This window comes from Nitrosopumilus adriaticus (genome assembly GCF_000956175.1).
GTDB classification, from domain to species: Archaea; Thermoproteota; Nitrososphaeria; order Nitrososphaerales; family Nitrosopumilaceae; genus Nitrosopumilus; species Nitrosopumilus adriaticus.
Window position 1 is genome coordinate 1,512,271 of the sequence record NZ_CP011070.1, and the last position, 22,283, is coordinate 1,534,553.

Sequence of the window (22,283 nt, forward strand, 5' to 3'; positions counted from 1 at the left end):
ATATAGAAAAAATTAGTTCAGAAAATCAAACACAGAACCCAAATTTGAAAATACTAAACCAATTTCATCAAACAAGGAAATTGGTTTTTCCTTTTCATGATTTGAAGTACTAGTAACTTTCGGCAATACATTTTCAGAGTAATCTATTTTTTTGATACTTGGTTGTACTGGCTTATCAACTAAAGTTACAATTGGAGTGTTTAATGAATCTGCAATTTCAAGATTTTTTCTTGCTGAATTATAGTTTGGATTTTTCTTTAAAATTTCTTCATAAATTGAAATAGCTTTTTCATAATCTTTCAAATTTGCAAGTGCATTTGCCTTGTTATTTTTGGCAGGTAAGAATTCGGGATTGATTTTGATAGCATGTTCATAGTAGATTAGAGCCTCAGTGAAATATCCCAATTTCCCCAAGGCAGAGCCTTTGTTTACTAGAATTTCCACATCGTTTGGATTTTCAGTTAGGGATTGATTAAAGAATTCCAAAGATCCATCAAAATCACATAATCTATACAGTGCAGGGCCCATTCCATCATAGTAAGATATAGTATCAGTAAACATGCTTTTGTCACATTCCAAATTAATTTGGTTTAGAATTAGTCCCAATTCAATATCCTCAACAGTAAGATTTGTTTGTTTTTTGATTTCAGTTGGAATGATTTTTTCTTGAATAGTTTTTTTGATTTCAATTGTATTAGATTTTGATTCAGAAGTTGGAGGAGTTTCTTTAATTGCAGACGTTATAATGGAATTCGAATTATCAATTGTTTCTTCAATTGTTTCTTCAATTGTTTCTTCAATTGTTTCTTCAATTGTTTCTTCAATTGTTTCTTCAATTGTTTCTTCAATTGTTTCTTCAATTGTTTCTTCAATTGTTTCTTCAATTGTTTCTTCAATTGTTTCTTCAATTGTTTCTTCAATTGTTTCTTCAGATACAATTTGAGGCTCCTTATAATAATCAAAAAAAAGATATTGCTTCAGATTCCCCATAATGGGCTTTTATTGAATAAGTTCCCTCGGTTCTAAAATTAACACCATCTTTTACAAGAAAGCTAGTTGAGAATTCCAGATCAGAATTTATTGTTCCAAAATAAAACCCAGCAGGCATTCCAAATGGATCATAAACTCCAATCAACGAAGTTGGCGAACCTAGCGAAGAAACAAGACCTGTGATATGTATAGTATCATTGTCAGCGTATTGATTTTGGTCAGTGTAAAGAAGAAAGATTTCTGGTTCTTCATTTACCCGAACTGGAATTTCAGGTGCGGAATAATCCCCTACAGTGAAATAATGATTATCAGAGATTTGTCCATAGTCTAATTTTATTTGGTATTCCCCAGTTTTTTCATAAAATGGAGAATCAAGTTGAATGGTTTTTGTAAATGTTTTTTCAGATGAGATTTCCAAATTATTTGCAGACAAAATTTTCCCATCAGGATCATAGATACTCATAGCAATTACTGGCATTCCAAAATCAAGAATTTGGCCTGAAATAGTAAGAGAATCACCTGTGTTGTAGGATTGTTTATCTGTACTTACCAGAAATGTTTCGGCAAAGGCATCAGAGAAGACTAGAGGAGATAATACGGTTAACACTAAGGTAATTCCAATTAAATATCCTAACACATGAAAAATTTTGTAATTTTCTATTTAATTATCACGTAGAAATGATACTTTTCATTCCACTGTAATTAAACTCGACATTATTGGTGCTAGCACAGTTGGATCGCCAAGAGAGTTCCAGACAAATGTTTCAATGGCGTAATTTCCAGAGTTTTTTGGGATCCATGATTGTGAAACATCAAGACTTTGTCCAGACGATAATTCACCTTGAACCCATGAGATAGACTCTACAATATTATTTTCGTTTTTAACTTGAATCAAGTAAACAAATTTCTGATCAAATTCATTTGGATTAACTATAGTTCCAACTATTTGTAATGAATTATCAGGTGAAAAGGATTCTAGAGAATTTCCAAGTGCATCAGAAAATTGGATTGGGAGATTATCAATTCTATCTATTGGAGGAATTGATGAATCAACCAAGGCAAAAGTTTCAAGGGCTAAATTATCTGAGACGGAATATGGCTTTGGTAAAGTATAATCATCATATTTTGCAGAGATTTTATCACCAGGAATCGAATACAGTCTACTTCCACTGGTAGTTGAACTTTGAGATAAGGAAAAGGTTGCCACAAACATACCAGAACTTTCTGATGTCTCAATTCCATCAACTTCAAATCCTGCAATATCAGAATCAGATGAAATTTGAATTGGAATATGATCTAGTGCTTCAGGATTGAGATTCATATCTGAATCAATGATGCGTACAGTTACAATTTCATCTAAGAGATAAACTTCTTGAGTGAATTGAATAGTTCCAGCATTCCAACGTACAGGTGCAGATTCAGTTAGGATTACACCATCTGCAAATTCAAATGATATTGTAACTGCCGAATCCCTATCGACTTCTAAAAATCCACTAGTAGGACCAGTGCCCATGGTTCTCGGAGTTGTGTCAATAGTTCCATCACCATCTACATCATGCGCAAATCCTGTAAGTATTACTTCAGCTGTAAAAATTCCAGAATTTACATCAGTCTCTGTAAATCTATAAGGCTCTAGCGAATGCTCTCTTGTGGAAATTTTAATGGGATGGTCTTGTGTATTTCCTATTGAATCAATCAAATCTTTATCAGTATTCCAACTAGGAGCAATGATTGTCATCTTTATTTTGTCAGTCCAAGAGTAGAAGGGTTTGTCTGTAAATATCGGAGAGTATGGTTTATCATAATCAGGAATTGATTCTCCAAATGCTGGAAATAAAATCAATGGAACTATGATGAAAAAAAGATACATGTGAATAATTAACAAATATTGAATTTAATGTTTGATAGAATAATCTAGGATTCGTCTTCTGGAAGAGAGACGAGTAAAATATTATCTCCACGCAGTAGAGTCTTTCCAATCTTTTCATGCTTTTCTTCAGTCACATCTTCAGCATCTTCTAATGTCAAATTCATGTGAATATCAAAGTCTTTGAGAATTCCTTGAATAGTTCTAGTATTTCTTAAACGAAGTAAGACAAGCTTATCTTTGCTGTTGTTCATTAGATTTGTAATTTCATCGGCCATAATTTTTACCAGATTATTTCTTTTTACTTACTTGCATGTACAAGTCAACAGTTCCACTTCCGATTGGAATGTTACTACCGACAATTACATTTTCAGTGATACCCTTGAGTTGTTCCACTTCCCCGCCAAGTGCAGCATGTGCAATGGTTGGAACTGTAATTTCAAATGCGGCTCTTGCAAGGACACTGTCTTTGGTACCTGCAATTCCGTGTCTACCGATTTGTTGCATGTATCCTCTTGAGCACATCAAATCAGATACTAACATAATGTATCTATTATCTACCTCCAATCCTTGGTCGCCTAGTGTGTGATTGAGTTCATCAATCAATGCGTTTCTTGCAGCCTCAATACCCAGAGTTCCTGCAATTTCAAAGACATTGTTTGTTCTGACATTTGTTTTGTCAATGCCCTTTACTTCAAGAACTTTGGCAATGTTTGAACCAGTTGTTTGAATTACCCATTCATCATCTTTTTGAACCAGTGTTACACGTTCAACGTCAGGAACTCCCTTTACGGTAGTGTTTAGAACTTTATTTCTAATTGCAATTACAGTAGCAGTGTCAGACTCTTCAACTAGTTTGAGAGTAATCAGTTCACCAACTGTCTCCATTTTGAATTTCTTGTTGGATGCAAGTGATGCTTCAACCTCAGCAATTGAGCAACCCCTTTCTTTGAGCCTATTTTCACTTAAGATTAATTTGATTTCAGTAGAATAGTCAGTTTCACTGGTTGCAATTAACGCACTGATTTTAGTTTGTAATACATTTCTTGCAACTTCAATTGCTTTTTCTCGAGATTTCTTTGATTCGTTATCAAGATAGATATCCATAGTTGGAGTTACAGGTTTCTTTCTTGCGTCAACTAATTCAATTAATCTTGGAAGACCCAAAGTTACGTTTCTTTCTTTAATTCCTGCAAAGTGGAATGTTCTCAAAGTCATCTGAGTTCCAGGTTCACCAATTGATTGTGCAGTAATAATTCCGACTGCTTGTCCTGGCTCCACTTTGGCTTTGTTGTACAGTGATAATCCTTTCTTACAAACTGCTTCCACACCATCTTTACTTAAAGAAGACTCATGCAAGGCTTCAGAAACAAGAGAGGTTAGTCTTGGACTGAATGTCTTTGTGTATTTTTTAATGGCAGAATCAATTTCATCTTTTGTTGCTTTTTTACCAGAATCAATCATGGTTTGAGATTCAGCTAGTCTACTAGCGTTAAATGCTTCACCATGATCACTTTTTGCAACATCAATTCCATCTTCACCGTAAAGGAATTGTACAATGTGACCGTGTGGATCTCTTACTGTTCCATCATATTCTAATCTAATGTGTTCTAATGCGTTGATCAATCTACGCTGCATGTAACCACTTTGTTGGGTTCTAACTGCAGTATCTACAAGTCCTTCACGTCCACCCATTGCGTGGAAGAAGAATTCTAATGCAGAAAGACCTTCTCTATAATTGGATTTTACAAATCCGTGTGCATCGGGATTATTATCATGTTCTTGGAAATGGGTCAATGCACGATTATGATAACCATCATTCATTCTATTTCCTCTTCTTGACTGTTGTCCTAATGCACCTGCCATCTGACCTACGTTAAGAGATGAACCTCTAGCACCTGTTGTAGCCATAATTTTTCCAGCATTAGTGTCATCAAGGGAATTATTTGCAGTAGAGCCGGCTTTGTCTCTTGCTTTACCCAATTCATTTACAATGTATGCTTCAAGTGCCTCTTCAGCTCTCATTCCTCTTGTAAGTTTCAGGGTTCCTTTTTCATATTGATGAGTTAAATCAGATACAACATCATAAGTTGCTTGAATATCATCTAGAATCTGTTGTTTTTCTTTTTCTGGTACTTCAAGATCACCAAAGCCATAACTGAAACCATAACTTGTGATGAATTGTTTTACCATAATTAGAATAGAGTTTAAGAAATTCTTTCCAACTGCATTTCCATAGTCTTTTGTAATTCGGTGTAAGACACTTTCTGGTTCTTCTGCACCAATTGATGTTTTGTCAATCACACCACTGATGAGTTCACCTTTTTTAATTACAACATCTTTTGCAGGACCGCTTGTACCCTTTGACCATTTTGATGTAAGGACATAGTTGAAGTCTTTTGGAAGGAATAGTGAAAATAGTTGTTTTCCAGTGTAGGCTGGACCATCTTTAGTTTTAGTACCGGGCTTTGGAAGTGCGTCTTTGTAACCGCCAAGCATTGCAAGGTTTGAGAATTCTTGAACAGAAAGAGTTGTTCCGTCTTTTGTTAGAAGATATGCACCAGTAACAAAGTCTCTTAGTGCGCCAATGATTGGACCACCATATCTAGGAGAGATTAATTGATCTTGAACTCTCATCAAAAGAATTGCTTCTGCTCTGGCCTCCTCACTTTGAGGAACGTGAAGGTTCATCTCATCACCATCAAAATCTGCGTTGTATGGAGGACACACTGAAGGATGCAATCTGAAAGTTTTACCAGGGAGTACTCTCACATAGTGAGCCATAATTGACATCTGGTGAAGTGAAGGTTGTCTGTTAAACATGACAATATCACCGTCTGCAAGATGTCTTTCAATTAGATAACCAATCTCAAGGGTTTCTGCAATAGTAGAACGGTCTTCTACAAAATCCAATCTAATCTTTACACCATCAGGTCTAACGATATAGTTGACACCTGGGAATTTTTCAGGTCCGTTAATTACGAGTTTTCGCATTCTCTCAATATTCCATTCTGTAACAATTTCAGGGATTGTTAGTTTCATGGCTACTTGTTCAGGAACTCCAACTTCAGACAAATCCAAGTTAGGATCAGGGGAAATTACAGTTCTACTTGAAAAGTCAACCCTCTTTCCAGAGAGTGAACCTCTGAATCGTCCTTCTTTTCCTTTTAGTCTTTGAGTTAATGTTTTAAGTGGACGTCCAGAACGATGATGAGCTTGTGGAATTCCAGAAACTTCATTATCAAAATATGTTGTAGAGTGATATTGTAACAGGTCAACTAGGTCTTGTACAATGAGTGGCGGTGTTCCTGCCTCTTTACTTTCTTTTAGTCTTTGATTAACTCTGATGATATCTACCATTTTGTGTGTCAAATCATCCTCAGATCTAATTCCTGTCTCAAGAATAATTGATGGTCTTACAGTTACTGGTGGTACTGGTAATGCTTGAAGAATAAACCACTCAGGTCGAGCAGTGACAGGATCATATGATAGCAATTGCAAGTCTTCATCAAGAATTTGTGAGAATCTTTCTCTAATTGTAATTGGAAGTAATCTATGTTCACCAATCTCTGTTTTCTCAACGAAGATAGTTGGTTTTGTAAATACTAGCTCATACTGTGTCTTTCCACAATGTGGACATTCTTTTGCTTTCTTTGCTTTTTCTATAATTTGTTCTGGAATACGTTTTTGAGAAATTACAGTATATGCAGCATGTTTGTCTTTGATTTTTTTGAATTCATTCAAATCTTCTTGTGGGACTTTGAGTCTTGCACATGAGCGACATGTTGATTGTAATAGTTTGTAAATATTATCAATGAATGCAATATGTAAAATTGGTTCTGCAAGTTCAATATGTCCAAAGTGTCCAGGACATCTGGCTGCTGTATTTCCACATGTTAGACATTTTTGTCCAGGTTCAAGAGTTCCAAGTCGTCCATCCATAAGACCGCCTTGAACTGGCATTCCATCTTCATCATATGTTTCAGGAGCAGTGATTTCTGCAACAGAGTATTTTCTAACTTCAGTTGGAGACCATACAGAAAAACGAATTCCGTCAATTGATTTGATAGCTTGAAGGGACATTAGATTTTCTCCTTGATTAATAGACGTGGTGCAACGTTAAGACTCTGCATTTCTTGTAAGAGTAGTTTGAATGCATATGCCACTGATACTGATGAGACTTTGGCTTTATCGCCACAAACTCGGCAGACATATTTTCTTTGTTTAACATCATGATAAGCAACTAGACCACATCTTTCACATACAAAGATATCAGATTTGTCAGATTCATCTAGCAATCTATCTTTTAGAATCATTGAAGCACCATAAGCAATCAAGCAATCTCTCTCCATTTCACCAAATCTTAATCCACCACCTCTTGCTCTACCTTCAGTTGGTTGTTTAGTTAACATCTGAACTTGTCCACGTGCTCTTGCATGGATTTTGTCTGCAACCATGTGATGAAGTTTTTGATAGTACACAACACCAATAAAGACATCTACTGGGAATGGTTTTCCAGTTCTTCCGTCATACATCACTTCTTTACCAGAATATTTGAAACCATGTGCATCCATTACTTCCTTGACCTCATCCATTTTTTCTCCTACAAATGCTGAACCATCAAATCGCTTTCCACGAAATGCAGCAGCTTTTCCACATACAGATTCCATCATCATTCCAACAGTCATTCTTGATGGGAATGCATGAGGATTAATTAAAACGTCAGGAGACATTCCTTCTGCAGTATATGGTAAATCTTCTGCTTTAGCTAAAATTCCAAGAACACCTTTTTGTCCGTGTCTTGATGCAAACTTGTCACCAATTTCAGGTATTCTCATATCTCTTGCCCGAATCTTGTACATTTTTCCACCTTCATTTGATTGAGTCATTACTACAGTATCAACAACACCAGTTTCAGATGGTCTTACACCAATTGAGGTATCTCGTCTGTAAGGACCTGAAGATTCAAACTCTCTATATTCTTCCATAAATCTTGGAGGACTGGTTTTTCCAATTAAAATATCCCCACCCTTTACTGGTGCTTCTGATGCAACAACACCATCTTCTTCAAGTAATCTATATGCTCTCTCTCCCTTGTAACCTCTAATGTTATCTTCAGCATTAGGAATTTCAAAAGTATCACGCATTCCACCAGGGTATTGTTTTGCCTCGGCATCATAAATTCTATAAAAGAAAGTTCTACCCAAACCCCTATCAACAGATGCCTTGCTAAGTACAATTGCATCTTCGATGTTATATCCATCAAATGGTAATACTGCAACTACACAGTTCTGACCTGCAGGTCTATCTTCCAATCCTAAAAGCTTCATTGCTTTGGTGTTTACAATTGGAACTTGAGGATATAGCATAAAGTGTTGTCTAACGTAAGTACTAGTATTCATCATCGGTGTTGAGAATCCTAAACTTTGTTTTGCCATTGCAGACTCGTATGTATTTCTTGGAGACTGGTTATGTTCAGGATATGGAATGATAGAAGCTCCTGCACCCAAGATTGCTGGTGGGAAGACTTCAAGATGAGTGTGTTTCTTTGTATCTTTTTCATCCAAAGTAACATAGCAATTTTCTTCTTCATTAGCATCAATCATTTCTAAAACACCCATTCTCAAAAGATCAGTCCAAGAAAGTAATTTCTTTGAAATTTTATCCAACAGATCTTGGGTTAGTAATGATTTGTTATCTTTGATAATTATCAGTGGTCTCAAAACACGTCCAGCATTGCAATTTACATAAAGTCTTCTTGTCGATCCTTCAATGTCAGATTTATGGAATGAGACTCCAACGTGAGGATGTATCTTTGAGTTTCTTCTAAGATCTCTTAGAGATTCAGCTAGTTCTTGACCGTCTTTATAATAGCCAATAAGACGACCATCAACAAATACGCGGGTTCCATCTTTCTTCAAATCTTCTTTTGCATCAAAGAAATGTACAGTTCCAAGATCATAGAGTTTTTCTACAATTTCTTCAGATGGGACATTTACTGAGATAATTCCAGATAGTGCAAGATTTTTTACCAAACCACAGTTGGAGCCTTCAGGAGTTTCACTAGGACAAATTCTTCCAAAGTGAGTAGCATGCAAGTCTCTTGCCTCAAAGTTTGGCTGTGTTCTACTAAGAGGAGATTGAATTCTTCTAAGATGGCTAATTGTTGAGAGATAGTTTGTTCTATCAAGTAATTGAGTAACACCGACACGTCCTCGTCCCCAGTTTCCTGTTGCAATGGCATTGTTTAGTTTATCAGTGATAATTCCTGGACGAATTGCAGCAGCGACTGCATTGATTCCACGTTTTTGACCTGATCTTTCTAATTGGTATTTCATGTCTCGGACCAAATTTCTAAATGCAGTTCTAAATAGATCTGCTAACATTTGTCCGGCAAATTTGATTACTTTGTTTCCATAATGATCCTTGTCATCAGGAGTAATCCAGCCGAGTTTTAATTCTAATAATTTACAAGCTGCCTCACCTAAGAATTGTGCTTTCTCTTTTCTGTTCTCGGGATGTTTACCCAAATGTGGTAACAATCCCCAATCAAGTAAAGTCTCAGCACGTTTGATTTGGAATTCCTCTAACATTCCAGGTGCGATTCTTTTACTGATGTAAACAATAGCATCTTTAGATGTTGGAACATCACCTGCTTTTTCAAAGGAGCCTTCTAATTCATCTTGCAAGTCATCTACCAATGAAACTACTGCCGCAATTTCTCTATCAGATTCCAATCCAAGTGCCCTCATTAATGTGACAACGGGGATATCAACAGGAGAGCCAGGGATTCTAGCTACAATCAAACCATCATTTTTCATTACAAGTTCTAATTTTGCACGATAACCAACAATTGATGAATATACTTTAGCTTTGAAAACAATGTTTCCACCAACAGTTTCTCTATCAACAATAATTTTGTTGTATGAAAGATCTTCGAGTCCTACTATGACTCTCTCAGAACCATTAATGATAAAGTAACCACCTGGATCATTTGGATCTTCACCATGTTCAATTAATTTTTGAGTAGAGAAATTATGTAAGATGCATGCATTTGATTTTGCCATTACTGGTACGTCACCAACATGAACAAATCTTGATTCCAAAATTTTACCATCTTCTACAACACTTGCCTCCATCATTACAGGTGCAGAATATGAAACATTTCTCAGTCTTGCCTCAGCGGGAGTAATGTGAGTAATAGAACCATCAAGTTCCATCATTCTTGGTTGTTGGAGTTTAACTTTTCCTAGTTGAATTTTGTAAGGATATTCAGCATTTTCAATATCAATTTGACCTACCTCATTGATGATACTTTGTAATCCTCTTTCTAGGAATTCATCAAAGGAGTTTAGATGTTGACGTGCAATACCTTCACGTTTTAAAATATCTTGAATTACGGGCCAACGTTTGGTAGAAGGATCTGCCATTATACTTCCACCACGTATCTGTAATAGAGACTCTCACCGGCAGTTGGGCTTTTTCTAGTAATTTTTATCATATCACCAGGTTTTATTCCAAGTCCCAAAATTGCAGGATCGTTTACAAAGATTAAAGGCAATTCTGTTGGTTTACAGTTGTATTTTTTCAAAACTTCTTCAGCTTCTTGTTTTGAAATAATCTCATGTTTTGGTACATAGATATGATCAGGTACTAGAACTTGATTTTTTTTAGTTGCCATCTACAAAACCCCCACGTAGAACATTAAATGTAACGGAAAATAATACACACAAACTGTCAAATTTCACGCTCGGGTTAATATATATCTAATCTGATATTCGTCAGAGAATTGTGTTTTTTCTTTTTAGTCAATAAATTTTATCGCAACCTTAAATAGCATAATTTTTCGCCTAAAATTGATGAAAGCTCATCTAACGGTGTTTACCTTATCTGCAATTTTAATTGTAAGTATTGGTATGGCACCAGCATTTGGACAAATACAAAACTCGATTGTTGTTACTACGGACAAATCATCATATTCAGAAGGTGAAACAATTCTAGTAACAGGTGAAGTGAGAGATCTGTATTCTGGCACTCCAGTTAGTGTAATAGTCAAGGCTCCTAATGGAAACTTGGTATCAATTGCACAAGTAACAGTTGGTGTTGATAAAAAATTCAGCACTGAGATTACTGCTGGCGGAGCGTTAATGAAAGCAGAAGGATCATACACGATTACAGTTCAGTATGGAACTGAAAATCGATCAGCTGAAGCAACATTTGAATTTGGAGGATCAACAATGACACCACCATCTACAGGAGGTTCTGGTGTAACTGACAAAACAGTTGCAATTGAGGGTTCTACAGATTTGATTGGATATACGATCACAGGTGGAAAATTACTAAGTATCATGCCTGATGTAGAAGCAAATTCACTCATTGTATCTATTGATGCAACAAGTGACGGTTCACTAACCTTGACAATTCCAAGATCTGTGTTGGATGCAACAATGAATGGTGAAGATGACGATTTCTTTGTCTTAATTGATGGAGAAGAAGTTGACTTTGAGGAAACAACATCAGCGACAAACAGAGTTCTTACCATAGCATTCCCAGCAGGAGCTGAAGAGATCGAAATAATCGGTACATTTGTAGTCCCAGAATTTGGTACAATTGCAGCCATGATTCTAGCAGTAGCAATTATCTCAATAATTGCAGTATCTGCAAAGTCAAGACTTAGCATTATGCCAAGATACTAAATTTCATCTTTTTTTCTATTTTTAAATATACATAAATAACAAGATATCTGAAGTTGAATTAGTATGAATTTTAAACGTTCTACAACATCAATGGCGATAGCCCTCATGGCATTGTCATTAATTTCAATGACTTCAATTCAACAAGATGCTTTTGCTCAAAGTCAAGGAATGAGTCTTACAGCCATGGCTGACAGAAACTCAGACACGATTACAGTAACAGGCAAGACAATTTCAAAAATTACAGATGTCACATTTAGAGTAACATCTCCAAGTGGAAACAATGTAGTAGGAATTAGTCAAGTTTCACCAGATGTCAATGGAGAATTTGCAACTGAATTCAAAATAGGTCCAACATGGACTGAAAATGGATTCTATACAATCAAGGCAATGCAAAGCCCACAGCAAAGTTCATTGTACTCACTAAAGGTGCTTGTTGAAGTAACAAACGGAATGGCAAAAAAAACTCTTGTAACTGAAACCAATATGGAATCAGGATTAGTTTACACCACTCCAAATGTTGCAACAGATCAAGGAATTGAAATTTATGCAGATGCTGTTATAGGATCTACAACAATCAACATAGAAGGTACAACAGACAGAGTAAGTCAAGATGTTACTTTGACCATAACGGCACCAAATGGAAATGTAGTATCTGTTGCCCAAGTATCACCAATGCTTAATGGAGAATTTACCAAAGAAATTACGACAGGTGGACCACTATGGAAGCAAAATGGATTCTATACTGTAAGTGCAAAACAATTTGACGATCCAAAATATACCGCTTCAACCGAAGTCGATATCAAAGATGGAGTCGTAGTACCTGAATTTGGTACAATTGCAGCCATGATTCTAGCAGTAGCAATTATCTCAATAATTGCAGTATCTGCAAAGTCAAGACTTAGCATTATGCCAAGATACTAAGTTCACAACTTTTTTCTCTTTTTAAATATACATAAATAGAGACAGGTTCAATTCGCAACAAGATGAACAGTCGTACGTCGTTCGCGCTACTAGCCGTTTTGACTGCAGTCGGTACCTTAACTATGTCATCAGCATATGCAGCAGAACTTCCACCAGCATGTGTAGGATGTGCTCAGGATGAGGCCAAAGCATCAGCAAAAAATGCTTTGATGCAAGCACTTCCGATATCTGTGTGGACAGATAAAGAAGAATACATGCATAATGAGATAATTACGGTAACAGGCCAAGTAGCAAACATAGCATCTGGATATCCAGTCACAGTAACTGTTGTGAACCCACTCAACTCCATTGTTACAATTAATCAAATAGTTGTAGCAGATGACAAGAGTTTTGAGACCACATTAAACACAGCAGGTGCATTGTGGAAATACGACGGTACTTACACCATTAAAGTAAACTATGGCAGTGTTGAAAAAAGCAGCAAAGCACAAGTTGAACTAATTGGTGGAGAAGCAACTTCAAAACCTACAACACCAAGCAAATGTGGCCCCGGTCAGATTACTGCAAGTGGTCAATGCATACCATTTACCATAAATGGTGGAGTAGTGAAAAGTGCAACTCTCAATACTAATGACAAATCAATTGTCATTAACATCGACGCTAAAAGTGATGGAACACTAACAGTAACCCCAACCAAAAAAGTCCAAGATGGTATCTTCATGGTACTAGTTGATGGACAAGAATGGGATGATGTTGAAATTGACGGAAACAAAGTAACAGTCATGTTCCTTGCAGGCGCTGAGAAAATTGAAATTATAGGTACCTTTGTGATACCAGAATTTGGTACAATTGCAGCCATGATTCTAGCAGTAGCAATTATCTCAATAATTGCAGTATCTGCAAAGTCAAGACTTAGCATTATGCCAAGATACTAAAATCACACAACTTTTTTCATTTTTTCATTTTTAGTAGTAAAGAAAATATACAAATAGACATTTCAAACTTTGTGGAGTTTAGAATATTTTATGCATTATTGCCATTACTAATAATCACTGGAGGAACTGCTTTTGCACAAGAATCCTTACTATCTGTTGAAACTGATGATAACAATTATGATGAAGGAGACACGATTGTAATTTTTGGAAATGTGAACACTGTAATTGGTGACACACCAGTATTGATACAAATTGTAAACGAGGGCGCCATAGTAGAAATTGCACAGATTACTGTAGGTCAAGATGGAACATTTACAAAAATAATTATCGCAGAGGGAGGAGTATGGAAAAAAGGCGGAGATTATACAATTCGAGCATTTTATCAAGAACACATTGCAGAATCAGAATTTACATTTACTCCAAAATCACAGATGACTGAAACCACCACTAATTTCGAGGTTGATGCAGGAAGTAAGGGAACATTTGATGTAGAATATACTATCAAGGGTGGCACAGTGAAAAACATAGTAGTAGATTCTGAAATTTTTGCATTGATTGTACAAATTGACGCAATAGATGAAGGAACAATCACACTAGATCTACCTAGAGAATTCATCGGGGCAGAAAAACAAGATGGAAAGGATGACACATTCATCATTCTAATAGATGGAATTGAAGTGGCATATCAGGAATCAGTAGTAGGTTCAGATTCAAGAGTAATAACAATTAATTTTGAACAAGGGGATTCAGACATAGAGATTATCGGGACATATGTAGTTCCAGAATTCAGTACGATTGCAGTAATGATTCTCATCATAGGAATCATGGCAACAATTGTAATGACTAGAAACAAAATTCAAATAAAAATTTAGTTCAAGCCAAAAGAATATTTTTCTTTGAATGGGGAAACTGAACGGAGTTCTTCAACAACCCTTTTGAGCACTTCAACGGTTTCATTAATTTCATCCTCATTATTAAAAATCCCAATGGTTAATCGCAACGAACCAGTAATTTGTTCTAGTGAAAAACCCATTGCCTCTAAAACATGTGAAGCTTTTTGTGTATTAACAGAACATGCAGAACCGGTCGAAGCTGCAATTCCAAATTCATCTAGTTTGATTATCAAGTCTTCTCCATTAACTCCAAGAAATGTAAAATGAATATTATTAGGCAATCTTGATTCAGAATGTCCATTTAGAGTAACTTGGGGTATTTCATCAAGCACTCTTTTAATCATATAATCTCGCAGTTTTTTCATATTAGAGAGATTTTCATCTAAATGGGTTTTTGCAATCTCACATGCTTTTCCAAATCCTACAATATTTGCAACATTTTCAGTTCCAGAGCGTAAGCCATTTTCTTGTCCACCCCCTAAAATGACAGGATCGATTGAAATTCCATTTTTGATAAATAATGCACCTACTCCTTTTGGTCCATAGAGTTTATGAGATGAAATTGACAGTAAATCTACACCTAATTCTTTGACATCAATGGGGATTTTACCAACTGCTTGAACTGCATCAGTATGAAATAAAATATTTTTTTCATTACAAATTTTTGCAATTTCAGAGATTTGTTGAATAGTACCCACCTCATTATTTCCAAACATAATAGAGACAAGACGAGTTTTTTCAGAAATGTGGTTTTTGAGTTCCAAGATATCCACCATTCCAAATGAATCTACGGGGAGATAATCAATGTCAAATCCATTTTGAGATAATTTCTTGCAAGGCTCTAAAATTGCATCATGTTCAATTGAGGATGTGATGATTCGAGATGATGGATTTTTCATCGCTATCCCCCTTAATGCAGTGTTGTTAGATTCTGTACCTCCGGAAGTGATAAGAATTTCAGAAGGTTCAGCATTTATTAAGGATGCAATTTGTTTTCTTGCCTTTTCAATGGCTTTGTGTGATAATCTCCCATAACGATGAATAGATGACGGGTTACCATATTGTTCTTTGAGATATGGAAGCATTGTTTCTAAAACATCTTCATGAATTTTAGTGGATGCAGCATTATCAAGATAAATCAATCTGCAATCACATTGATTTTTCCTGGTTTATATCCTTCCGGATCAATTTCGACGGTACGAAACCCTATCAGTTTTAGTTTTTCAGAAATTTGCTTGAAAATAGATTCATCAAAAATAGATATCATTTCTTTGTCAACTTCAATTTTGGCAGAACCATTCAGATCTCGAACTCGAACTTGTTTTAATTTAGTTAATTGTTTTACAATTGTCTCACCAAATTCTATTCTAGTTAGTTTTTCTGCTGTTACTCTTTGTCCCCAAGGAATCCTAGATGCAAGACAAGAATTTGATGGCTTGTCAAACACAGACAATCCAACAGATTTAGCAGCATCTCTAACTTTAGATTTTGAAAATCCTGTTTCCACAAGTGGACTCCTAATCCCATATTGTTTTAATGCCTCAATTCCAGGTCTATAGTCACCCAAATCATCAAGATTTGTACCATCAACAATAATCTGAACATCATGCTCTTTTGCCAATTCAGTTAGATGATCTCCCAATTCCATTCTACAGTGAAAACATCGATTTGAATCGTTTTTTGTAAAATCTTCATTTTCAAGTTCATCATAATCCAAAAAGATCTGCTCAATCCCTATCTCAGAACAGACATCTCTAGATGTCTGTAGTTCTTCTTCAGACAAAGTTTTGTAGTCAGCAGTAACAGCAATTGCAGATTTTCCTAATTTTTGAAAAGCAGCATAAGCTACAAGTGCACTATCAACACCGCCAGAAAGTGCAATCATCACCTTACTTTTGTCACCAAACCAATCAACTAGTTCATCAAGATTTGTCATGTTGAAATCTCCATTTTCTCAATTTCTTTTCTTAGTAATGATTCTGTTTCTTTAATTGATTTATCAATGGTGTTCGATATTTTCTTTAAATCATCAAATTCTATTTTAAAATCAGTTTTTCCTTTAAAGGTAGACTTTTTGTAATTTACTTTGAAAGACTTGCCATCCAATGTTAAAGATACATCATGGATTGTTCTGGGAACAATGAATCGATTGGAATCAGATATTCTCACACCCAAAGTTCCTGTTTCTAAGACCAAGGCATCAACAATATCATCCACATTTTCATCATCACATATGACAGACACAAGATTTGTAGGCCTTCCTTTCTTTGCAATTCCATGATATATCGAGACATCTTTTGCACCTTTAGTCATAATTTTTTCAATAAGATTTCCAAGAATTTCACCAGATACATCATCAACGTTTGTTTCTAGAATCTTTACTGAATCAACATCAAAATTATTGTTTGAGCCACGAATAATTTTCAAAGAATTTGAAAAAGATTCAAAATTTTTTTGACCTGCGCCATAACCGATTGAATCGATTTTCATTGATGGGTAATACTCCACAGCAATATCTGTCAAGTTCACTAAAATGCATGCTCCAGTAGGGGTGGTAAGTTCTTCTTTAGAATCATTTCCTTTGACTATTAAATTTGAGTTTTTAAAGATCTCAAGAATTGCACTAGCTGGATTAGACATGATTCCATGTGAAAAAGTCACAGTCCCCCCACCAACAGAAACAGGCAGACAAACAATCTTCTCTTTAAACAAACCCAAATCCTCTAAGCAAATTGTAACACCTACAATGTCTACAAGTGTGTCAATACTTGAGGCTTCATGAAAATGAACCGAGTCTTCAGGAATTCCATGGATTTTAGATTCAGAAGAGATCAGAGTATCAATACAAGATTCAGCAAAAACTTGTGATTTCTCGCATAGCCCTAATGCTTTAGTTGAATTAACAATAGCATTTTTTATTTCTGAGCCTTTTCGTTCATGTGGCTCTTCATTAACTTCTAAAATCAATTGCTGACAATCAATTCCATGTTTCTGAATTTTTTGAAAATCAATTTTATTAATCGTAGAATTTGAAAGAAATTTTTCAGAATCCTTAATTCCGTCAATTATCCTTTTTTTATCAGCACCCAAATCAATTAATGAAGATAAAATCATATCACCGGAGATTCCAGCAATCTGAGGATCAATCACTACAACCATGATTAAAAATTATCAAAAATGCTTATAAATTCGTCTAAAAGTTGAATAATTTCATTAGATTTAATTATTCAAAATCATCGATGATTTTTATGATTACAATTATTGGTTCTGGTAAAGTAGGTGGAGATGCAGCATTATTCTCAGCATTAAAAAGATTAGATGATCAGATTTTGCTACTTGATGTTGCAAAAGGACTTCCACAGGGTGAAGCAATGGATATCAATCATATGCTATCAGAACAAGGCATTGACGTAGAGGTTAAAGGATCAAATGATTTTGCAGATATGAAAGGTTCAGATGTTGTTGTAGTGGTTGCAGGTTCTGGTAGAAAACCAGGAATGACAAGAATGGATCTTTTGAAAATCAATGCATCAATTGTAAAAAGTGTTGTAGAAAATGTCAAAAAATTTGCCGATAATTCAATGATAATTCCAGTGACAAATCCGCTTGACCCAATGGCCTACATCACATACAAGGTTTCAGGATTTGATAGAAGTAGAGTATTTGGTATGGGAGGTATGCTGGATTTGTCAAGATTTAGACAATTCATTCACGAAGCAACAGGACATTCTCGTGATTCAATCAGAGCACTAGTCATTGGAGAACATGGTGAAAACATGTTACCATTACCAAGATTTTCATCAGTATCAGGAATTCCATTATCAACATTTCTTCCAAAAGAGAAATTAGATGAGTTAGTTCAAAATACAAAACAAGTAGCAGCTAAAGTAATTGAATTGAAAGGAGCAACAGTGCACGCACCAGGAAATGCAATTTCTGCAATTGTAGAATCAGTAGTAAGAGACAGAAAACAAGTCATTCCTGTTGCCACATATCTTGATGGGGAATATGGTCATTCAGATGTTACAATTGGTGTTCCAGCAATAATTGGAAGAAAAGGTGTGGAGAAAATTATCGAGTTGGATCTAAATGATGAAGAAAAACAGGTTTTTGATAAAGCTGTTGAGAGTGTCAAGAGTGCCATTTCAGGTATAGAAATCTAAGCATTTTTTTATACTAACAAAAATACAACATCATTGGAAATTGATAAAATCCTAGAATCACTAAGTGCTGGAAAGATATCAGTTAACAATGCAAAAAAACTTCTTTCATTATATTCAATTGAAGAGGTAGAAGGATTTGCAAAAATTGATATCAATAGAAGTAAGAGACGTGGAATTCCCGAAGTGATTTTTGCTGAAACCAAAGAAATTGAAGAGATTAAAAAAATTGTGAAAAAAACTTTAGAAAAATCAAATTCAGTATTAATTTCAAGAATTAAGAAAAAGGACTATCCAACAATTTTAGCATTTGCTAAAAGATTAAAAATTACAATTAAAACTGGAAAAAATTCATCTACCTTACTATTATTTAAAAACCCAATTTCATTTCATGGAGGAAAAGTAGGAATTCTTACTGCAGGAACTTCAGATATAGGAGTTGCAGAGGAATCTAGATTGATGTGCGAAGCGATGAATTGTAAATGCATAACAGGATATGATGTTGGCGTTGCAGGAATTCAAAGAATTTTTCCAATTTTAAAAAAAATGATTAAAGAGGATGTAGATTGCATAATAGTTGCTGCAGGGATGGAGGGGGCTTTGGCAACACTCGTTTCATCTATGGTAGATATTCCAATAATAGGAATTCCAACATCAGTGGGATATGGATATGGAGAAAAAGGAATTGCTGCATTAGCATCAATGCTTCAAAGCTGCTCATTGGGGTTATCAGTGGTTAACATAGATAACGGAATAGCTGCCGGAGGAATTGCTGCAAATATTGCAAATAGAACAATTAGAAAAAAGGATTAATTTCCAATCAGTAATAATCTGTCTCGTAAATCATATATAACATACTTTGTCGAAGTCTGGTAGTTGGCTGGCAAACGTGTTGTTCTTACTGCTGATCGTAGCTTAATGACAAATTACAGAGGAAATTTTCTTTATGGATTCATCGCATGTGGACCATATGAGGTGCTACCTGAATGGGTATTTGATAAAGTATTTTGTCCCTCAGTTGAAACAGACCCAATCACAGGAGAGGTGAAAGTTGCTCAAGTTGGACTAAGAAGAATTGAAAGTTCATTGATTCAAGGAGGATACAAAAGAGAAGATGTTTTTATGGCACATCCAGAAATGCTTCACAAATCAATTGGACCAGATACCAAAGTTGTAGGAATTAATGTTATGGATCCATTAGGAATGGCCCCTGTAACTACAACAATGTCACCTGAAAAATTATCCTATGTAGCAATGAAATTTAAAAAAATGTGTGCAAGTATTATTCAACTCAAAAAGAAATATGATTTCAAAGTGGTAGTAGGTGGAAATGGTGCATGGGAATTAGCAAAATCAGATAGAATGAAAATACATGGAATTGATACCGTTGTTGTAGGGGAAGCAGATGAGTTAGCAGTAGATTTATTCCAAGACCTGGAAAAAAATGATGCTCCAGAACTAATGCATTGTTTTGTCAGAAATCTTGAAAACATTCCAGTAATAGAAGGACCCACAATCAACTCATTGATTGAAGCAATGAGAGGTTGTGGAAGAGGATGTGACTTTTGTGATGTAAATAAAAGATCAAAGAAAGACTTGCCTTTAGAGAGATTGCAGCATGAGGCTAAAACTAATTTAGATTATGGATTTGATTCAATTTGGTTACATTCAGATGAAATGCTTCTTTATGGATGCGACAATAGGGATTTCATCCCAAACAGAGACGCCATTGTAGATTTGTGGAAAGGACTAAAAGGATTAGGTGCAAATTTCGTTGGCACTACACACATGACATTTTCAGCAGTTGCTGCAGATCCGACATTAATGCAACAAATTTCACAAATCAACGAACAAGACAAAACAGGGAGATGGCTTGCAACCAATTTAGGGATTGAAACTGTTGCACCTGCAATGGTAAAGAAACATCTAGGTGTCAAAACAAAACCATTTTCACCAGAAGAGTGGGGAAGTGTAGTTAGAGAAGGAGCAAAAATACTAAATGAAAACCATTGGTTCCCAGCTGCTACAATCATCATTGGATGGCCAGATGAAACTCCAGATGACATTCAGTACACCATTGATATGATGAGCGACTTTAGAGAGATGGACTTTAGAGGTCTAGTAGCACCATTACTTTATCAAGACTTTAGTGAGAAAAATTCAATGCATTTTGGAAACTTGAATGAAGCACAATTTACACTGTTTTGGAAATGTTGGGAAAATAATTTGCGAGTAATTAATGATATCATCCCAATTATTCTCAGAAATAAGACATATGGGCCACCAATGAAAGTATTCATGTACGGAATACTAAAAGCTGGGACATGGGCAATTATGAGATATCTAAGAGGATTATGTAAGGATCTCTTTAATGGAAGAACTCCAGATGAAATAATTGACAAATATGCAAGAAGTAGATCAGTATCTGCACCTAAAATTCAAACTAAAAAATTATAGAGTATCAATAGCAGAATCTGCTAGAGTGTTTCTTTTTGGTGTTAAACAAATAAAGTAAACTTTGTCTGCTCTTTCAATTCCATCTACCTTTTTGTAAGATTTTGATGAAACATCAAATTCATAAATCCCAGGTTCAAGAGAGCCAGTTGCATAAATCATAAGATATGTTTCGCCAGTTGAAGGGCTGAGCGGAATAAATGCCATCACATATCCTTTGTAGGAATTAATCGGCATTGTATTTTTCATTGGAGGGGCTGCAGATGCCATATACATGAACATATCTTCAATATTTTCAAATTCTTCATATTCAGTATGCATTACAATTGGTAATCTGTCTCAATATAATAAGTTACTAGAAGAGAGTCTGGTAAATTATTTTCTGGATTTAAAGTGTTTGTGAACTTTGAATCCAATTAATGCAGGTGCTGCAATATACATTCCCAAGTTAAGCGCAATTACAGAAATTCCGAGACCTAAAACTTCAACTTCAGAACCACTATCTGCTAAAGTCATAATAGATAATGTTGAAATCATTGGAGTGATAAATACTCTAACAGCTTCTTGGAACATTGGGTTTTCTCTTTCCATATCAGCAATTGTTGGTGAGAATGAATAATACAATTGATTAAATCCAGTCATGAAAGCCATTCCAGAAGAAGTACTCATTACAGTATTATCTCTAATTTCTCTAAGGAATTGAACTTGCGGAGCTAATTCAGTTCCATAAGCTGCTGTTGCAATTAAGCATCCACCACCTTTAGATTCTGGTTCTGGGGTTTTGATTACTTGACAAATTCCATTAACAAGTTCAGTTCCTGCCCCACATGTTGGTTCTGGCTCAGGTTCTGGTTCTGGCTCAGGTTCTGGTTCTGGCTCAGGTTCTGGTTCTGGCTCAGGTTCTGGCTCAGGTTCTGGCTCAGGTTCTGGCTCAGGCTCAGGTTCCGGAGTATTAACTACCAAGTCTCCACCTACATAATCAAGAACGAGTTCACTAGTATTTCCACCATATTTTGTTTCAACAATATAATCTCCACTTAATTTCCATAGTTGACCACCTGCAATAAATGAAAATTCAAAAGTTCCATCAGAATCCGGAATCAATTGCCCAATAGTTACAAGATTATTTTCCGGAGATTTTACAACGTATGTAACTGCACCAGCAGATGGAGATAATGGATCATAGTCTTTCAGATTTCCAGATATTATGACATTTGCACCATTTGCAACAATGTCTATGTTTGAAGATGTATTTACTGGTAAAAGATTATGACTATCAGCAAAGACAGAGCCATTAACTCCGTATGATAAAATAGATATTGATAATAATGCAAATGCTAAGATTGCAGTAAGCCTCATTTTCATTT

General features: G+C 35.5%; 19 protein-coding genes. 7 read left to right on the forward strand and 12 right to left on the reverse strand.

What is annotated here, in order from left to right:
• Positions 1 to 12: 12 nt before the first annotated feature.
• Genes NADRNF5_RS11655 through NADRNF5_RS09030 form a run of 7 tightly spaced genes read right to left on the reverse strand, consistent with a single transcriptional unit; the run spans position 13 to position 10,538 of the window.
• A complete protein-coding gene (locus NADRNF5_RS11655) occupies positions 13 to 990 on the reverse strand; it encodes a tetratricopeptide repeat protein (protein WP_237089263.1) in 978 nt (325 codons plus the stop codon).
• Positions 959 to 1,627 (reverse strand): hypothetical protein, encoded by a 669-nt coding sequence (locus NADRNF5_RS11660; protein ID WP_237089264.1) that lies wholly within the window; start codon positions 1,625 to 1,627, stop codon positions 959 to 961. The genes NADRNF5_RS11655 and NADRNF5_RS11660 overlap by 32 nt, the downstream gene beginning before the upstream one ends.
• Before the next feature lie 51 nt (positions 1,628 to 1,678).
• Positions 1,679 to 2,860, reverse strand: coding sequence for a hypothetical protein (locus tag NADRNF5_RS09010; RefSeq protein WP_192828322.1), 1,182 nt, complete (start codon positions 2,858 to 2,860; stop codon positions 1,679 to 1,681).
• Positions 2,861 to 2,904: 44 nt separating this feature from the next.
• The gene (locus NADRNF5_RS09015; RefSeq protein ID WP_048117687.1) at positions 2,905 to 3,135 is read right to left on the reverse strand and encodes an LSM domain-containing protein; all 231 of its coding nucleotides are present in this window, start codon (positions 3,133 to 3,135) and stop codon (positions 2,905 to 2,907) included.
• Between the two features lie 13 nt (positions 3,136 to 3,148).
• Entirely contained in the window at positions 3,149 to 6,940 is a 3,792-nt protein-coding gene (locus NADRNF5_RS09020; RefSeq protein WP_048117690.1) for a DNA-directed RNA polymerase subunit A', read from the reverse strand.
• Positions 6,940 to 10,287, reverse strand: a complete 3,348-nt coding sequence (locus NADRNF5_RS09025) for a DNA-directed RNA polymerase subunit B (RefSeq protein ID WP_048117692.1) — start codon at positions 10,285 to 10,287, stop codon at positions 6,940 to 6,942. The genes NADRNF5_RS09020 and NADRNF5_RS09025 overlap by 1 nt, the downstream gene beginning before the upstream one ends.
• A complete protein-coding gene (locus tag NADRNF5_RS09030; protein ID WP_048117695.1) occupies positions 10,287 to 10,538 on the reverse strand; it encodes a DNA-directed RNA polymerase subunit H in 252 nt (83 codons plus the stop codon). Before NADRNF5_RS09030 ends, NADRNF5_RS09025 begins: the two co-directional genes overlap by 1 nt.
• Positions 10,539 to 10,716: 178 nt before the next feature.
• Here NADRNF5_RS09030 and NADRNF5_RS09035 point away from each other — a divergent pair, with 178 nt between their 5' ends.
• The 4 genes from NADRNF5_RS09035 (at position 10,717) to NADRNF5_RS09050 (ending at position 14,281) form a co-directional block, all read left to right on the forward strand.
• Positions 10,717 to 11,553 carry a PEFG-CTERM sorting domain-containing protein gene (locus tag NADRNF5_RS09035; protein ID WP_048117698.1) on the forward strand — a complete coding sequence of 279 codons (837 nt, stop codon included), beginning with the start codon at positions 10,717 to 10,719 and terminating at the stop codon, positions 11,551 to 11,553.
• 63 nt (positions 11,554 to 11,616) lie between these two features.
• On the forward strand, positions 11,617 to 12,474 hold the full coding sequence (locus tag NADRNF5_RS09040; RefSeq protein ID WP_048117702.1) for a PEFG-CTERM sorting domain-containing protein: 858 nt from the start codon (positions 11,617 to 11,619) through the stop codon (positions 12,472 to 12,474).
• 122 nt (positions 12,475 to 12,596) lie between these two features.
• Positions 12,597 to 13,409: a PEFG-CTERM sorting domain-containing protein gene (locus tag NADRNF5_RS09045; protein ID WP_048117704.1), complete on the forward strand. Its 813-nt coding sequence runs from the start codon at positions 12,597 to 12,599 to the stop codon at positions 13,407 to 13,409.
• Between the two features lie 71 nt (positions 13,410 to 13,480).
• On the forward strand, positions 13,481 to 14,281 hold the full coding sequence (locus NADRNF5_RS09050; protein ID WP_048117707.1) for a PEFG-CTERM sorting domain-containing protein: 801 nt from the start codon (positions 13,481 to 13,483) through the stop codon (positions 14,279 to 14,281).
• On the opposite strand, the gene NADRNF5_RS09055 is transcribed toward NADRNF5_RS09050, so the two are convergent.
• Genes NADRNF5_RS09055 through larC form a run of 3 tightly spaced genes read right to left on the reverse strand, consistent with a single transcriptional unit; the run spans position 14,278 to position 17,461 of the window.
• Positions 14,278 to 15,444 (reverse strand): cysteine desulfurase family protein, encoded by a 1,167-nt coding sequence (locus tag NADRNF5_RS09055; protein WP_048117710.1) that lies wholly within the window; start codon positions 15,442 to 15,444, stop codon positions 14,278 to 14,280. The two genes, NADRNF5_RS09050 and NADRNF5_RS09055, sit on opposite strands and share 4 nt — an antisense overlap.
• A complete protein-coding gene (larE, locus tag NADRNF5_RS09060) occupies positions 15,441 to 16,238 on the reverse strand; it encodes an ATP-dependent sacrificial sulfur transferase LarE (RefSeq protein ID WP_048117713.1) in 798 nt (265 codons plus the stop codon). The genes NADRNF5_RS09055 and larE overlap by 4 nt, the downstream gene beginning before the upstream one ends.
• Complete coding sequence (gene larC / locus NADRNF5_RS09065) at positions 16,235 to 17,461, reverse strand: nickel pincer cofactor biosynthesis protein LarC (protein WP_048117716.1); 1,227 nt, start codon at positions 17,459 to 17,461, stop codon at positions 16,235 to 16,237. The genes larE and larC overlap by 4 nt, the downstream gene beginning before the upstream one ends.
• A gap of 89 nt (positions 17,462 to 17,550) precedes the next feature.
• On the opposite strand from larC, the gene NADRNF5_RS09070 reads away from it, so the two are divergent.
• From NADRNF5_RS09070 to NADRNF5_RS09080, 3 genes are all read left to right on the forward strand, one after another.
• Positions 17,551 to 18,465, forward strand: a complete 915-nt coding sequence (locus NADRNF5_RS09070; protein WP_048119518.1) for a malate dehydrogenase — start codon at positions 17,551 to 17,553, stop codon at positions 18,463 to 18,465.
• Between the two features lie 33 nt (positions 18,466 to 18,498).
• Positions 18,499 to 19,275: a nickel pincer cofactor biosynthesis protein LarB gene (gene larB, locus NADRNF5_RS09075; RefSeq protein WP_048117720.1), complete on the forward strand. Its 777-nt coding sequence runs from the start codon at positions 18,499 to 18,501 to the stop codon at positions 19,273 to 19,275.
• Between the two features lie 63 nt (positions 19,276 to 19,338).
• Entirely contained in the window at positions 19,339 to 20,919 is a 1,581-nt protein-coding gene (locus tag NADRNF5_RS09080; RefSeq protein ID WP_192828323.1) for a B12-binding domain-containing radical SAM protein, read from the forward strand.
• Here the strand turns inward: NADRNF5_RS09080 and NADRNF5_RS09085 are convergent.
• The gene (locus NADRNF5_RS09085) at positions 20,914 to 21,237 is read right to left on the reverse strand and encodes a hypothetical protein (RefSeq protein ID WP_048117723.1); all 324 of its coding nucleotides are present in this window, start codon (positions 21,235 to 21,237) and stop codon (positions 20,914 to 20,916) included. The genes NADRNF5_RS09080 and NADRNF5_RS09085 overlap by 6 nt on opposite strands.
• A gap of 54 nt (positions 21,238 to 21,291) precedes the next feature.
• Positions 21,292 to 22,281, reverse strand: a complete 990-nt coding sequence (locus tag NADRNF5_RS09090) for a CFI-box-CTERM domain-containing protein (protein WP_048117726.1) — start codon at positions 22,279 to 22,281, stop codon at positions 21,292 to 21,294.
• Positions 22,282 to 22,283 lie beyond the last annotated feature (2 nt).

Bases quoted from the DNA above. Each gene is read 5' to 3' on its own strand.
- NADRNF5_RS09010 (WP_192828322.1), bottom strand. From the start codon at position 2,860: ATGTATCTTTTTTTCATCATAGTTCCATTGATTTTATTTCCAGCATTT.
- NADRNF5_RS09020 (WP_048117690.1), bottom strand. From the start codon at position 6,940: ATGTCCCTTCAAGCTATCAAATCAATTGACGGAATTCGTTTTTCTGTA.
- NADRNF5_RS09030 (WP_048117695.1), bottom strand. From the start codon at position 10,538: ATGGCAACTAAAAAAAATCAAGTTCTAGTACCTGATCATATCTATGTA.
- NADRNF5_RS09085 (WP_048117723.1), bottom strand. From the start codon at position 21,237: ATGCATACTGAATATGAAGAATTTGAAAATATTGAAGATATGTTCATG.
- NADRNF5_RS09025 (WP_048117692.1), bottom strand. From the start codon at position 10,287: ATGGCAGATCCTTCTACCAAACGTTGGCCCGTAATTCAAGATATTTTA.
- NADRNF5_RS11655 (WP_237089263.1), bottom strand. From the start codon at position 990: ATGGGGAATCTGAAGCAATATCTTTTTTTTGATTATTATAAGGAGCCT.
- NADRNF5_RS09070 (WP_048119518.1), top strand. From the start codon at position 17,551: ATGATTACAATTATTGGTTCTGGTAAAGTAGGTGGAGATGCAGCATTA.
- NADRNF5_RS09015 (WP_048117687.1), bottom strand. From the start codon at position 3,135: ATGGCCGATGAAATTACAAATCTAATGAACAACAGCAAAGATAAGCTT.
- NADRNF5_RS09090 (WP_048117726.1), bottom strand. From the start codon at position 22,281: ATGAAAATGAGGCTTACTGCAATCTTAGCATTTGCATTATTATCAATA.
- larE (WP_048117713.1), bottom strand. From the start codon at position 16,238: ATGACAAATCTTGATGAACTAGTTGATTGGTTTGGTGACAAAAGTAAG.
- NADRNF5_RS09045 (WP_048117704.1), top strand. From the start codon at position 12,597: ATGTCATCAGCATATGCAGCAGAACTTCCACCAGCATGTGTAGGATGT.
- larC (WP_048117716.1), bottom strand. From the start codon at position 17,461: ATGGTTGTAGTGATTGATCCTCAGATTGCTGGAATCTCCGGTGATATG.
- NADRNF5_RS09040 (WP_048117702.1), top strand. From the start codon at position 11,617: ATGAATTTTAAACGTTCTACAACATCAATGGCGATAGCCCTCATGGCA.
- NADRNF5_RS09035 (WP_048117698.1), top strand. From the start codon at position 10,717: ATGAAAGCTCATCTAACGGTGTTTACCTTATCTGCAATTTTAATTGTA.